The 13598-nt window shown below is 69.6% G+C and carries 13 protein-coding genes; 9 read left to right on the top strand and 4 right to left on the bottom strand.

Features of this window, described 5'->3' with window-relative positions:
• Positions 1 to 36: 36 nt before the first annotated feature.
• From CP967_RS29335 to CP967_RS29320, 4 genes are all read right to left on the bottom strand, one after another.
• A complete protein-coding gene (locus CP967_RS29335; RefSeq protein ID WP_229888666.1) occupies positions 37 to 906 on the bottom strand; it encodes a methylenetetrahydrofolate reductase in 870 nt (289 codons plus the stop codon).
• Positions 907 to 1000: 94 nt separating this feature from the next.
• Positions 1001 to 2233 carry a methionine adenosyltransferase gene (gene metK, locus CP967_RS29330; protein WP_150490858.1) on the bottom strand — a complete coding sequence of 411 codons (1233 nt, stop codon included), beginning with the start codon at positions 2231 to 2233 and terminating at the stop codon, positions 1001 to 1003.
• A 78-nt stretch (positions 2234 to 2311) separates the two neighbouring features.
• Positions 2312 to 3670 carry an MFS transporter gene (locus CP967_RS29325; RefSeq protein WP_150490857.1) on the bottom strand — a complete coding sequence of 453 codons (1359 nt, stop codon included), beginning with the start codon at positions 3668 to 3670 and terminating at the stop codon, positions 2312 to 2314.
• A gap of 75 nt (positions 3671 to 3745) precedes the next feature.
• Positions 3746 to 4570, bottom strand: a complete 825-nt coding sequence (locus CP967_RS29320; RefSeq protein ID WP_150490856.1) for an AfsR/SARP family transcriptional regulator — start codon at positions 4568 to 4570, stop codon at positions 3746 to 3748.
• 358 nt (positions 4571 to 4928) lie between these two features.
• Here CP967_RS29320 and CP967_RS29315 point away from each other — a divergent pair, with 358 nt between their 5' ends.
• From CP967_RS29315 to cysD, 9 genes are all read left to right on the top strand, one after another.
• Positions 4929 to 5609, top strand: coding sequence for an HAD-IA family hydrolase (locus CP967_RS29315; protein WP_167535455.1), 681 nt, complete (start codon positions 4929 to 4931; stop codon positions 5607 to 5609).
• A gap of 48 nt (positions 5610 to 5657) precedes the next feature.
• Positions 5658 to 6884, top strand: a complete 1227-nt coding sequence (locus tag CP967_RS29310) for a transaldolase family protein (RefSeq protein WP_150490854.1) — start codon at positions 5658 to 5660, stop codon at positions 6882 to 6884.
• Positions 6885 to 6945: 61 nt separating this feature from the next.
• The gene (locus tag CP967_RS29305; protein WP_150490853.1) at positions 6946 to 7698 is read left to right on the top strand and encodes a sulfotransferase-like domain-containing protein; all 753 of its coding nucleotides are present in this window, start codon (positions 6946 to 6948) and stop codon (positions 7696 to 7698) included.
• Positions 7695 to 8426 (top strand): SDR family NAD(P)-dependent oxidoreductase, encoded by a 732-nt coding sequence (locus CP967_RS29300; protein ID WP_150490852.1) that lies wholly within the window; start codon positions 7695 to 7697, stop codon positions 8424 to 8426. The genes CP967_RS29305 and CP967_RS29300 overlap by 4 nt, the downstream gene beginning before the upstream one ends.
• Positions 8427 to 8498: 72 nt before the next feature.
• On the top strand, positions 8499 to 9641 hold the full coding sequence (locus tag CP967_RS29295) for a hypothetical protein (protein ID WP_150490851.1): 1143 nt from the start codon (positions 8499 to 8501) through the stop codon (positions 9639 to 9641).
• 119 nt (positions 9642 to 9760) lie between these two features.
• On the top strand, positions 9761 to 10606 hold the full coding sequence (locus tag CP967_RS29290) for a class I SAM-dependent methyltransferase (protein WP_150490850.1): 846 nt from the start codon (positions 9761 to 9763) through the stop codon (positions 10604 to 10606).
• A 60-nt stretch (positions 10607 to 10666) separates the two neighbouring features.
• A complete protein-coding gene (locus CP967_RS29285) occupies positions 10667 to 12019 on the top strand; it encodes an MFS transporter (protein WP_150490849.1) in 1353 nt (450 codons plus the stop codon).
• 84 nt (positions 12020 to 12103) lie between these two features.
• Positions 12104 to 12664: an adenylyl-sulfate kinase gene (gene cysC / locus CP967_RS29280; protein ID WP_150490848.1), complete on the top strand. Its 561-nt coding sequence runs from the start codon at positions 12104 to 12106 to the stop codon at positions 12662 to 12664.
• Positions 12661 to 13596 (top strand): sulfate adenylyltransferase subunit CysD, encoded by a 936-nt coding sequence (gene cysD, locus CP967_RS29275; RefSeq protein WP_150486837.1) that lies wholly within the window; start codon positions 12661 to 12663, stop codon positions 13594 to 13596. The genes cysC and cysD overlap by 4 nt, the downstream gene beginning before the upstream one ends.
• The last annotated feature ends 2 nt before the right edge of the window (positions 13597 to 13598 follow it).

Raw genomic sequence — 13598 nt, 5'->3', positions numbered from 1 at the left:
GGTCCGGGCCGGCGGGGGCCGGGCCCGCCCGCGTGGTCACCACGGCCGGGGCCCGGTGGCCGCGGAGGGCGGTCCGGGCACGGCACGCGCCGCTCGCGCGGGGGGCGGTACAAGGGTTTCCTCCCCCGCGCCGAGGACGCCGTGGTGGACGTCGAAGGCCGCGCCGGAGCGGTTGAGCGTGATGTGGTGGAGTCCCGGCGCGCCTTCGGCCAGCAGGCGGCGGCCCATGGCGGTCGCGTGCTCCACGCCGATCCGGTACGAGGCGTCCCTGTCGTCCCCGGCCGCCTCCAGGCGGCGCGCGAGACCGGCGGGGAACACGGCGCCGCTGAGTTCGGCGAACCGGGCGGCCTGGCGGATGCCGGTGGCCGGCATGATCTCCGGGATGAGCGGGATGTCGCACCCCGCGGCCGTCACCCGGTCACGCAGCCTCAGGTAGTCCTCCACGTCGAAGAACATCTGCGTGATCGCGTAGTCGGCGCCCGCCCGGCACTTGGCGACGAAGTGCCGGATGTCGCTGTCCCAGTCGGGCGACCGCGGGTGCCGTTCGGGGAACGCCGCGACGCCGATGGTGAAGTTCCCCAGGGACCGGACCAGTTCCACCAGTTCGTACGCGTGTCGCAGGCCCTGCGGGTGCGGCGTCCACTCCCCCCGGGGGTTCCCGGGCGGATCCCCGCGGAGCACCAGGACGTCCCGGACGCCGGCGTCCGCGTACCGGCCGACGATGCCCCGTAGTTCGGCCACCGAGTGGCCGACCGCGGTGAGGTGCGCGACGGGCCGCAGCGTCGTCTCCGCCGCGATGCGCCGGGCGACCTCGACCGTGCGGGCCTTGGAGGAGCCGCCCGCCCCGTAGGTGACCGACACGAACGCGGGCGACAGCGGCTCGGCCCTGCGGATCGCCTGCCACAGGGCCCGCTCCCCCGCCTCGGTCCTCGCCGGGAAGAACTCGAAGGAGAAGGCATAGGGGGCGCCGCTCCCCGGGGGCGGGGGGCCGGCGGGCGTCCTACACGGCGGCGGCTCCACGGTCCACACCCCCTGTGAGGGCGCGCAGTGCGTCGATGCGGTCGGTGCGTTCCCACGTGAAGTCGGGCAGCTCACGCCCGAAGTGACCGTACGCCGCGGTCTGCGCGTAGATCGGACGCAGCAGATCGAGATCACGGATGATCGCCGCCGGACGCAGATCGAAGACCTCACCGATCGCGTGCTCGATCCGCTCCGTGTCCACCGTCGCCGTACCGAAGGTCTCCACGAACAGACCCACCGGCTCCGCCTTCCCGATCGCATACGCGACCTGGACCTCACACCGCGCCGCCAGCCCCGCGGCCACCACGTTCTTGGCGACCCACCGCATCGCGTACGCCGCCGAACGGTCCACCTTCGACGGATCCTTCCCCGAGAAAGCACCACCACCATGACGGGCATAACCCCCGTAGGTGTCAATGATGATCTTCCGCCCGGTCAGACCCGCATCCCCCATCGGCCCACCGATCTCGAAACGCCCCGTCGGATTCACCAACAACCGGTAACCCTCGGTATCCAGCTTGATACCGTCCCCCACCAGCTGACCCAGCACATGCTCCACCACGAACTCACGGATGTCAGGCGCCAGCAACGAATCCAGATCGATGTCCGAAGCATGCTGCGAAGACACCACCACCGTGTCCAGACGCACCGCCTTGTCACCGTCGTACTCGATCGTCACCTGCGTCTTGCCGTCCGGCCGCAGATACGGAATCGTCCCGTTCTTACGCACCTCCGACAACCGCCGCGACAACCGGTGCGCCAGATGAATCGGCAACGGCATCAACTCCGGCGTCTCATCACAGGCATACCCGAACATCAGCCCCTGATCACCGGCACCCTGCTTGTCGAGCTCGTCCTCATCCCCCTCGACCCGCTTCTCGTACGCGGTGTCCACACCCTGCGCGATGTCCGGCGACTGCGCCCCGATGGACACCGAAACACCACACGAAGCCCCGTCGAAACCCTTCTTCGAGGAGTCGTAACCGATCTCCAGCACCTTGTTACGCACAAGAGTGGGAATATCGGCATAAGCCTTGGTCGTGACCTCTCCCGCAACATGCACGAGACCCGTAGTGATCAGGGTCTCGACCGCCACACGCGAAGAAGGATCCTCACGCAGAAGCGCATCGAGAACGGTGTCGCTGATCTGATCGGCGATCTTGTCGGGATGACCCTCGGTGACAGACTCCGAGGTGAAGAGACGGCGGGACATGGCACTCCTGGTGAGAGGGGTTCGGGATACGGGGTGAAGGGCTGGGGGTACGGGGGGCGGGCCGTGCCGCGGGTCCGCTCAGCGGCTTCGCGGGCGGCTCGCCCGGGCCGGTTCCAGGCCGCCGGTCTCCGGTGCCCAAGCGGCCGTCACCAGGGCCCCCAGCACGGAGACTGCGCAGCCCAGCAGCATCACCGCGCCGACCCCCCAGGCCTGGAGCCCCAGCGGGACGAGGAAGGTGCCCGCTGCCGCTCCGATCCGGCTGACCGCGGCGGCCAGCCCGATGCCGGTGGCCCTGATCGCGGTGGGGAACACCTCGCTGGGGTAGACGGCCTGGAGCACACTCGACCCCGCGTGGAACAGGGCGAAGACCCCGAAGCAGAGGGCGACGACCCCCTGGTGCGCCTGGGGCCACAGCCCGAGGACGAGGAGGGCCACGGCGGTGACGCAGAAGGGCCACAGGAGAAGGGCCCGGCGGCCCACCCTGTCGATGACGGCCATACCGGTCAGGCAGCCCACCAGCAGGAAGACGTTGAGCAGCAGTTCGCCGAGACCGTTGTCCGGGGCGCCGAGCAGGCCGAGCACCTGGGGCGCGAAGGTGGAGATGGCGAAGAACGGGGTCACCTGGCAGAGCCAGAACAGGCTGGTGAACAGGGTGCGGCGGAGATACTCCGGGGCGAAGAGGGTGGTGTGGCGGGTGCGTACGGGCGGGTCCTCGGCCGCGGGCCGTTCGAGTTCCCGGCCGAGCCGTCGCCGGCTGATCGCCTCCGCCTCCGCGATCCGGCCCTTGCTCGCCAGCCAGCTCGGGGACTCCGGGGTTCCCAGCCGGGCGAGCAGCACCACGAGGGAGGGCAGCGCACTGCTGGCGAGTATCCACCGCCACGCGGACGCGTCGTCGGTGAGGGACGCCATCGCGATGCCGAGCCCGGTCGCCAGGGTGTAGCCGACGTACCAGAAGACGATGAGGGAGGCCAGGAGGCGTCCTCGTCGCGCGGGTGACACGAACTCCGCGACCAGCGCCCCCGCGATGGCGTAGTCGGCGCCCACCGCCGCTCCCATGACCAGGCGTACGGCGAGCAGCTGGACGGGGTCCTGGACCACGAGTTGCAGCAGGGAACCGATCAGGAAGACCAGCAGATCGATGAGGTACATCTTCTGCCGGCCTATCCTGTCGGTCAGCCATCCGAAGACCAGGCCGCCGAGGAACAGGCCGATCAGCGACGCCGAACCGATCAGGCCGACCCATGCGGGGGTGAGCCGCAGGTCGTCGCGCGCCAGCGGCAGCGCCGCCCCCACGACGCCGAGCACCCACCCGTCGCAGATCTCGCCGCCGCCCGCGCAGACGGCGATCCGGGTCTCGAACCGGCGGATCCGTCTGGCTTCCTTCCCGGTGGGGCCGGGCCCGTGACCGGGCGCGGAGTGCACATCCACGGCTGACACGTACGCTCTCCTCGGTCGGCGGTGCCACGGCTGTCGAAGGCCTGCGGCGAAGAGGGGTCCCGGTGCGAAGCGCCGTCAACGGCCCGACATCAGACTCATCGAGAGGACCGCCCTGTCCTGCGGCACCACGTCGAGTTCGGTGCTCTTCGCCAGTACGGCGGTCTGCAACTGCCTGACCCGGTGGGAAGGTTCGATTCCGAGTTCTTCCGTGAGGGTCTTGCGGAGCCGGTGATAGGTCCTGAGTGATTCCACGGTACGGCCCGACCGGTACAGGGCGATCATGTACTGGGCATGGAGGTTCTCGTGCACCGGGTACCGGGAAACGAGCGTGCTCAGTTCCGAAAGAAGACGGTGGTGCATACCGAGCCGTAATTCCGCTTCGATGCACTGTTCCAGCACGGTCATACGGAGATCTTCCATGCCCGTCGCATAAGCCTGTATACATTCCCCCTGCTGGATGTCCAGCAGAGTGCGGCCGCGCCACAGGGAGAGCGCGGCGCGGAGTTCCGTGGAAACTCCGACATCGTCCTGGCGCGACTGGGCCCGACGGTACTTCGTCAGGTGTGTTTCGAGTACGTCCAGATCGAGGGACCCTTTTTCCACCTCCAGTGAATAGCCCTGGTGATGCGTCTTCAGGATGCGCTTGCTCTCCTCCGTCGTCCGGCCCGACAGGTCGCCGGCCAGCGCCTGCCGGATCTGGAAGACCCGGGTGTGCACGCTCTGCACGGCGCTGCGCGGCGAGGACTCGCCCCACAGTTCCTGGAGGCAGGTCTCCAGTGTCACCAAGGAGTTCGCGTGGAGCAGCAGAAGGGCCAGCAGCTGACGCGTCTTGGGCGCGGTCGGGAGGAGGGACCCGTTTCCGTCCGTGAGGGACAGGGGGCCGAGAACCGCGAACTTCATGGGGAATCCTCTCGCACCGGACGGCTGGTCGAAGAATCCAACGGCCGAGGTGGACGGCTGGGACGACGGGGCGGCGCCTGGGGCCGGACGAGGGCCGCGCACCGGAATGTCGGGCAGGACGGTCCCGAGGCTAGCCGCACGGCGGCGACGCGCCGGGAAAAGCCGCAGACTCTGTCACGCGCGCCCGGATTGGGCTGTTATGGCCGCTCTTTCGGATGTCTCGGTATCGAGCGATGAGCGAATCGTAAGAATGCCTTGCTTGACTGGAGCCGTCCCGCCGCCGGAAGGTCCCGGTCCCTGCATCGGAACCCCCACGCACGATGCCGGCACCGGTATCCGGATAAGGAAAGGCGTCTTCATGACGAAGGGTCTGGTCATATTTGACTGCGACGGGGTCCTGGTCGACAGCGAAACACTGAGTGCGCGTGTCATGCGGGACATGGCCGCCGAGGAAGGGTCCGTCTTCTCGCTGGAGCAGGCGCTCGAATTCATCCGGGGGCGGAAGGTCGCCGAATGGGTCGGCCAGCTGGAGGAGATGCTGGGCAGGGCGCTGCCGGCCCGCTTCGTCCCGGAGTTCCGCGCCCGGTGCGCGGAACTGTTCTCCACCGAGCTGCGGCCGGTCCCCCGGGTGCGGCAGGTCGTGGAGGGGCTCACCCTGCCCTTCTGCACGGCTTCCAGCGCACCGCGCGAGAAGATCCTCGGCACCCTGGGCCTGACAGGTCTGCTGCCCTACTTCCAGGACCGTATCTACAGCGCCTACGAGGTCGGTGCGTGGAAGCCCGACCCCGGCCTCTTCCTGCACGCGGCAGCCGGTTGCGGAGTGCTCCCCGAGCACTGCGTGGTGGTCGAGGACAGTCTCGTCGGCGTCCAGGCGGGCATCGCGGCCGGTATGCCGGTGTTCGCCTACGCGCCGCCGCGGAACGGAACGGCGACGCGCCTCGCCGCCGCCGGGGCGGTGACCTTCGAATCGATGGAGGAGCTCCCCGGCCTGCTGAGCGGATGGGCCGCCCGGCTCCCGGCCGCCCGCGCGCTCCGGTGACCACCGTCCTCCCCTCCCGAGACACCGAGTCGGAAAGGCACGATCCGCATGCCGAGTGTTCTTCACGAGCTTCAACAGGCCGGTGAGTCGGCGGAGATCTGGTGGGACTCCTCGCCCCTCGACTTCCCCCGCTGGCGCCGGCAGCAGCTGGCCGCCGCGCCCGACAAGGAGACGAGGGACCGCTGGCAGGAGCAGCTGGACCGGTTCCTGTGTCCCGCGACACCCGACCGGTGCCTGGTGCGCGGCGTCACGACCAATCCGTCCCTGGTCGCGCAGAGCGTGCTGGCCTCCCCGGACAGCTGGCGCGGCGACATCCAGGAACTCATCCGCTACCAGGTGAACCCCGGTATCGAGAGCACCTTCGCGCTCGTCTACGAGGAGGCCCTGCGCCGGGCGGCCCGCGAGATGCTGCCGATGTGGCACGCCACCGACGGGAAGTCCGGCTGGGTGTCGGGCCAGCTCGACCCCCGCCACGTGCTCGACGCCGACCGCATGCTGGAACAGGCCCTGCGCATCGCGCGGATATCCCCGAACCTCATGGTCAAGGTGCCGGGGACCGAACAGGGCTACCGGGTCGTCCGGCAGCTGGTGGCGCGCGGCATCTCCGTCAACTCCACCCTCTCCTACACGGTCCCCCAGTTCAGCGCCTGCGTCCGGGCCGTGGAGGCGGGGCTGGCCGAGGCGCGCTCCCAGGGCATCGGCACCGGCCGCTGGCGCGCCGTCTTCACCCACATGATCGGCCGCTTCGGCTCCAACAGCGACCTGCGGTACGAGGCGTCCATCCGCGACATCGAGCTCACCCGGACCGACCTGCGCTGGGCCGAGGTCGCCGTACTCAAGCGCATCCACCGGCTCATCCGGGAGAACGGCCACCCCGTCAAGCCGCTGCTGTCCAGTCTGGAGGTCGACGAGCCCGGTCAGGGCGGCGGCACGCTGAGCATGCATCTGGAGCAGAGCGCCGGGGGCGCGGTCGCGTACACCTGCAAACCGCAGTTCATCGCGGACGTCATGCGCCGTGAGAGCGAGCTGCCGGTCTTCGACCCCTCGGCCATCGACCAGGAGGTGCCGGCCGACGTCCTGGAGAAGCTGATGTGGCTCCCCTCCTTCCACCGCGCGTACGAGCCGGAGGGCATGCGTCCCGAGGAGTTCGCCCATTACGGGCCGTTCGTGTCGACGTACGCCGAGGTCATGTCGAACACCCGGAAGCTGATCGACTTCGTCGCGCACCAGTTCCAGACCGTCACCGCCTCCGCCCGGCCCCTGCTGCTGGTCTGAGCCGTCCGGCACCCGCCCGGCGCGCGGGCGGGGCCCCGTACCCCCTCGTCAAGGAGGTGTCATGCACAAGTCCATCGCCCTCTGGAGCCATCCCCGGTCGATGTCGACCGCTCTGGAGCGCTCGTTCATCGAACGGCGCGACTTCACGGTCTTCCACGAGGCCTTCGCCTACGTGTTCTTCATGCACGAGGAGCGGGCCGCCATCCCGCACAAGAACCCGGACCCGGACCATCCGCTCACCTATCCGGAGATCAAGCGGATGATGGAGACCGCGCGCCTCGAACGCCCGGTGTTCCACAAGGACTTCCCCTACCACTGCCTCGACCACCTGCTGGACGATCCCGGCTACCTGTCGGGCCAGGTGAACACCTTCCTGATCCGCGACCCCGGGGAAGCCGTCCTCTCCCACGCCACGGTGCACCCCGAACTCACCCGCGAGGTGCTCGGCTACGAACAGCTGGCCAGGACGTTCGACTTCGTACGGGAACTGACGGGCAGCACACCGGTCGTCGTCAACGCCGCGGACCTCGCCGCCCGTCCGGAGGCCACCCTCGCCGCCTACTGCGACGCGGTCGGGATCCCTTTCCTGCCCGAGGCCCTGCGGTGGAGCGCGGGCGAGCAGCCGCAGTGGTCCACCTGGAGCGGCTGGCACACGGACGTGGCGGCCAGCGACGGGCTCAGCAGGCCCCGGGGGGCCTACCGCTTCACCTACGAGTCACGGCCCGACCTGCGTGAGTTCGAGCGCCACTGCCGCCCTTTCTACGAACACCTGGACCAGTACCGGCTTCAGCCGGCCGAGGAGGCACACACATGAGCGTCGACACCGTCATCGTCACCGGCGGGGCCAGCGGCGTCGGCCGGGCCCTGGTGGGCAGGCTGCTGGACGCGGACATGACCGTCATCACCTGCGACATCGACGAGCCGGGCCTGAAGTCGCTGGCCGACGAGCACCGGGGCCGGCCGCTGGACACGCACGTCACCGACGTCGCCTCGCACGAGGAGTGCGACGCCTTCATGGACCGGGTCCTCGCCGCGCACCCCGGAGTGAACGGCCTGGTCAACAACGCCGGCCTCTACCTCGGCCGACCGGTCCAGGACTACGACGACGCCACCATCGAGCGGGTCATCGCCGTGAACATCAAGGGCCCGGTGTGGCTCTCCCGTCGTTTCGCCGCCCACCTGCTGCCCGCCGAGCGGCGCGGCGCGATCGTGAACCTGGCCTCGGTGGCGGGCGAGGTGGGCAGCTCGGACGCGCTCTACGGGACGGTCAAGGCGGGTGTCATCGGCCTCACCAAGTCCAACGCCATGAACTTCGCCCCCTACATCCGGGTCAACGTCGTGTCGCCCGGTCTCATCGTCAACACCGCCATCGCCGACCGGATACCGGACTACCGCTACGCCGAGTACAAGCGCCAGGAGCAGCTCGACGGCGACATCCTGCCCGAGTACGTGGCCGATGTGTGCGCCTACCTGCTCAGCGACCGGTCCCGGATCCTGACCGGCGCGCTGCTGCGCGCGGACAACGGCTCCTACCCGCGCTGAACCGCCCCCGGCGGGTGCGTCCCCCGCACGCACCCGCCGCCGCTTTCTCTCCACACGCCATGGAGGCACCCCTTGACTTCCCCGACCGACGGTCCGGACAAACCCCTCATCATGCTGCTGGGCATGGGCGACCTGAGCGCCCGGGTGCTCACCATGCTCCTCGGCGACCCGTCGACCAACCGGGTCGTGCTGGCCGGGCGGGACACCGAGGCGATCCGCCGGCGCGGGAACCTGGCCCTGTTCACCGCCGCCAACCTCGGCCTGCACGGCACGGTCGACACCGTCCACGTCGATCTTTGTGACGTGGACGCCACGGCCGAGACCCTCGCCCGGGTGCGCCCCGACATCATCTTCATGGGCGGTTCGCTCCAGTCCTGGCGGGTCATCACCACGCTGCCCCGGGACGTGTTCGAGGAGCTCGACGAAGCGCAGTTCGGACCGTGGCTGCCGATGCACCTGAGCCTCAACCACCTGCTGATGCAGGCGGTACGGAACTCGGGCACCGGCGCCGAGGTGGTCAACGCCGCGTTCCCCGACGCGGTGGGCCCGGTCCTCGGCAAGGTGGGCCTGGCCCCCACGATCGGCGTGGGCAACGTCGCCAACATCGTGCCCGCGCTCACCCTGGGCGCCGCCCACCTGCTGGACGCGCACCCCTCGGACATCGAGCTCCGGCTCACCGCGCAGCACTACTTCAGCCACTACGTGCCGCGCTTCGGCGACGCCGGAAAGGGCGCGTACCACCTCGCGGTCACGGTACGGGGCCGGCCCGCGGAGCTGGACCACCACGCGCTGTTCGCCCAGCTCGACGACCGGCTGAAGCGGATCGGCGGGATCGACGGCCAGCTGCTGACCGCGTCCTCCGCCGTACGGGTGCTCAGAGGCATGGCGACCGACAGCAGGGTGCTCGCACACGCCCCCGCACCCGGCGGGCTGCCGGGCGGCTACCCGGTCCGCGTCCACCGCGGCGGCGGCACCCTCGACCTCCCCCCGGGCCTGGGACGGGAGGAGGCGGTACGGCTCAACGAGGAGTGCCAGCGAGCCGACGGCATCGACCGCATCGACGACGAGGGGACGGTCTACTTCGCCGAAGCGGAGATGGCGGTCATGAAGCGGCTGCTCGGTTACGAGTGCCGGAGCATGAAGCTCGGCGACGTCGGCGAATGGGCCGCCGAACTCGCGGCGAAGTACGCGGCGTTCGCCGCGACGTACCGCTGAGCCCGCACGGCGCGGAGAGTCCCGTCCCGGTCCGCGCCCCGCGTACACCCGTCCGTCCGCGCGGCACGCCCGCAAAGCCGCGCGGACCGCAACCGCCTTCAGAGAGCCGGAGGACCATCATGTCCACACCCGCAGCCCGGGTCAGCCGCACCGCCCCCCTCGCACAGGACCCGCACCGCACCCCGGACGCGCGCCCCCAGGACGTGCCGGACCGGGCGGACGCGGCCCCGGACGACTTCGAGGCCCAGTACATACCCACCCTCGTGGACCTCTGGGACCAGCTGATCGACTGGGACCGGCGCCGGGCGAGCGAGCAGGACTTCTTCGTGGAGCTCCTGAACGGCGCCGAGGCCCGCCGGGTGCTGGACGTGGCCGCGGGCACCGGCTACCACTCGGTCACCCTCGCGCAGCAGGGTTTCGACGTCACCGCCGCCGACGGCAGCGCCCAGATGATCGAACGCACCCGGCGCAACGCCGAACGGCACGGGCAGTCCTTCACGGTCCTGCAGGCCGACTGGCGCAGCCTGCGCCGGCACATCGACGGGCGCTACGACGCGATCGTCTGCCTGGGCAGTTCCTTCCCGCACCTGTTCCAGGAGGCCGACCGCCGGGCGGTTCTCTCGGAGTTCTACGAGGCGTTGAACCCCGGCGGGATCCTCATCGTCGACCACCGGAACTTCGACGCGATCCGCCGGCACCGCTACCGGAGCACCGGGAACTACTACTACTGCGGAACCGGGGCGACCGTGACCGTGGCGCACGTGGACGAGGAGCTGTGCCGCTTCCGATACGACTTCCAGGACGGCGGGACGCACCATCTGGAGGTCTATCCCGTTCTCGCGGCGGAACTCTCTTCACTGCTCATCGATTCGGGGTTCGACACCATCCAGACCTTCGGCGACTTCCAGGAGGACTTCGACATCAACGAGGTCGATTTCGTCATCCACGTGGCCCGGAAGCCGTGAGCCGTGAAGTACGTCTCCTGAGCCGTCAGCAGTGAAGCAGCCAGAAAGGCCACAACGGCAGTGACTACCGAGCAGACCAAAGGAAAGCGGTCCCGCACGCTTGCCGGATTCGCCACCACCGTGCTGCTGACCAGTTTTGTGGCGGCGACCTACGGATTCGGTTTCTACCTCTTCGCGCAACTCGTCACCGACATGCGCAGAGACCTCGGCTTCGACTACACGGTGGTCGGGACCATCACCGCGGCGGGACAGCTCGGCTTCCTGCTGTTCGCCCTGCTCGGCACCTGGCTGTCGACCCGCGTGGGCGGCGGGCAGGTCGTGATCGGGTCCGTCGCGCTGTGCGGCCTGTGCCTGGTGCTGGTGCCGGTGACCGACAGCATCGTCGTGATCGCGGTCCTGCTGACGGTCATGGGCGGTACGGCGGCCTCCGTGTACGTACCGCTGGTCGAGATCGTGGGCCGGGTCATCGACTACCGGCACCGGGGCAAGGTGCTGGGGCTCGTGTCCAGCGGCACCAGTTACGGGGTCTTCGTCAACAGCCTCCTGGTCCCGGGCTTCGTCCGGGACGACAACTGGCGGGGCCTGTGGTACTCGGTCGGGGCCGGCACCCTGATGGTGACCGCGGTGGCCTTCTTCACCTTCCACCGGCTCGGGCTCTTCCGCCGCGAGGAGGACGTGGCCGCCGGTCCGGCCGCCGGCACACCGGACGACGCCGTTCCGGCCGGCGGCGGCCACGCTCCGGCGCCCGGCGGCGGGGACGACAGCGCCCGCGCCGGCTGGCGCATGGTGCTGGTGCGCTGGGTGGTCATCGTCTGGACGATGAAATTCCTCAACGGCTTCGCCTGCATGCCGTTCCAGAACTACCTCTCACCGTATCTGCGGGAAGGCCTGGGGTTCGACATCGATTTCGCAGCCCAGGTCTGGGGAACCATCGGCGTCATCGGGATGTTCGCCGGTTTCGCCGTCGGATGGCTCTCCGACCGGATCGGCGTACGCGCCTCGCTGGTGATGTGTTACACGCTCTTCTTCCTTTCTGCGGTCCTGCTCGTCCTCGCCCCGGTCGGTTTTCTCCCGATGGTCTCCGGCGTCCTCTTCGCCCTCGCGTTCTACCCGATCTACGGACTGGTCCCCGCCTATGTGTCGAAGTCGGCATCGGGGGCGGCGGCCACCGTCATCTTCGGCGTCACCAATGTGACGCAAGGAATAGGGGGAATCGTCGGGAACTACACGGCAGGATTCCTCAAGGACATCACCGGCGATTTCATGTGGTATTACGTCGTGGTCGCGGTGGTCGCGGTGGTTCTCGGGTTCCTCACCCTCCAGCTGCCCCGCGAGGGATCGCCGGAGAGTTCCGTGGGCGCGAAGGCCACGGCCCCGGGCTCCCCCAGGAACTCCGTCCCGTCCGCGGGCTGAACGCACCGGGCGGAAGAGGAGCCCGCAGCTCCGAGACCCCCGTGCGCGACCGGGGCCGACACGACCACGAACGGAAGGGACCTGATGGAACAGCAAGCGATATGCACCTGCCGGCCGGGGGCCACGGTATGGCTCACCGGCCTGCCGAGCGCGGGCAAGACGACCCTCGCCCTCGAACTCGCCGGACGGTTGCGCGACGACGGCCGCCGCGTGGAGGTCCTGGACGGCGACGAGATCCGCTCGTTCCTCTCGGCCGGTCTCGGCTTCAGCCGCGAGGAGCGGCACACCAACGTGCAGCGCATCGGCCTGGTGGCGGAGGTGCTGGCCCGCAACGGCATCACCACCCTCGTGCCGGTGATCGCCCCGTACGCCGACAGCCGCGGGGCGGTCCGCGAGCGGCACCGGGCCAGCGACACGCCCTATCTGGAGGTGCATGTCGCGACTCCGGTCGAGGTGTGCTCGGTCCGTGACGTGAAGGGGCTGTACGCCAGGCAGGCGGCGGGCGAGATCAGCGGGCTGACCGGGGTCGACGACCCCTACGAGGCCCCCGAGTCGCCGGACCTGCGCATCGAGTCGCACCGGCAGACCGTGCAGGAGTCCGCCGCGGCGCTGCACGCGCTGCTCACCGAGAGGGGTCTGGCGTGAGTGCCGTCGTCACCGTGCCGGAGGGCACCGATCACCCGTACGCGCTCAGTCATCTGGACTCGCTGGAGTCGGAGGCGGTGCACATCTTCCGTGAGGTGGCGGGGGAGTTCGAGCGGCCGGTGATCCTGTTCTCCGGCGGCAAGGACTCGATCCTGATGCTGCATCTGGCGCTGAAGGCGTTCGCTCCGGCGCCGGTGCCCTTCTCGCTGCTCCATGTGGACACCGGGCACAACTTCCCCGAGGTCCTGGAGTACCGCGACCGTACCGTGGCGGAGCACGGGCTGCGGCTGCACGTGGCCTCGGTCCAGGAGTACATCGACGCGGGGAAGCTGCGGGAGCGTCCCGACGGGACGCGCAACCCCTTGCAGACCGTGCCGCTGACCGAGGCGATCCAGCACCACCGCTTCGACGCGGTCTTCGGCGGCGGGCGGCGTGACGAGGAGAAGGCCCGCGCGAAGGAGCGTGTCTTCTCGCTGCGGGACGAGTTCTCCCAGTGGGACCCCCGCCGTCAGCGCCCCGAGCTGTGGCAGCTCTACAACGGCCGCCACGCCCCCGGGGAGCATGTGCGGGTCTTCCCCCTCTCCAACTGGACCGAGCTGGACGTGTGGCAGTACATCGCCCGGGAGGGCGTCGAGCTGCCCGGCATCTACTTCGCCCACGAGCGCGAGGTCTTCGCCCGCAACGGGATGTGGCTGACCGCCGGCGACTGGGGCGGCCCCCGGGACCACGAGAGGACCGAGGTCCGCCAGGTCCGCTACCGCACCGTCGGCGACATGTCCTGCACCGGCGCCGTCGACTCCGACGCCACCACCCTGGACGCCGTCATCACCGAGATCGCCGCCTCCCGGCTCACCGAACGCGGCGCCACCCGCGCCGACGACAAGATGTCCGAAGCCGCGATGGAAGACCGCAAGCGCGAAGGGTACTTCTAGCC

The sequence above is a fragment of the Streptomyces nitrosporeus genome, assembly GCF_008704555.1.
In the GTDB taxonomy this organism is placed as follows: domain Bacteria; phylum Actinomycetota; class Actinomycetes; order Streptomycetales; family Streptomycetaceae; genus Streptomyces; species Streptomyces nitrosporeus.
The sequence above is the reverse complement of the archived record's forward strand: the minus strand, read 5'-3'. Positions and strand labels throughout refer to the sequence as shown.

What these genes read in the sequence shown, in the direction of transcription:
- metK (WP_150490858.1), bottom strand. Translation starts at nt 2,233, where the DNA reads ATGTCCCGCCGTCTCTTCACCTCGGAGTCTGTCACCGAGGGTCATCCC.
- CP967_RS29320 (WP_150490856.1), bottom strand. Translation starts at nt 4,570, where the DNA reads ATGAAGTTCGCGGTTCTCGGCCCCCTGTCCCTCACGGACGGAAACGGG.
- CP967_RS29315 (WP_167535455.1), top strand. Translation starts at nt 4,929, where the DNA reads ATGACGAAGGGTCTGGTCATATTTGACTGCGACGGGGTCCTGGTCGAC.
- CP967_RS29310 (WP_150490854.1), top strand. Translation starts at nt 5,658, where the DNA reads ATGCCGAGTGTTCTTCACGAGCTTCAACAGGCCGGTGAGTCGGCGGAG.
- CP967_RS29305 (WP_150490853.1), top strand. Translation starts at nt 6,946, where the DNA reads ATGCACAAGTCCATCGCCCTCTGGAGCCATCCCCGGTCGATGTCGACC.
- CP967_RS29300 (WP_150490852.1), top strand. Translation starts at nt 7,695, where the DNA reads ATGAGCGTCGACACCGTCATCGTCACCGGCGGGGCCAGCGGCGTCGGC.
- CP967_RS29290 (WP_150490850.1), top strand. Translation starts at nt 9,761, where the DNA reads ATGTCCACACCCGCAGCCCGGGTCAGCCGCACCGCCCCCCTCGCACAG.
- cysC (WP_150490848.1), top strand. Translation starts at nt 12,104, where the DNA reads ATGGAACAGCAAGCGATATGCACCTGCCGGCCGGGGGCCACGGTATGG.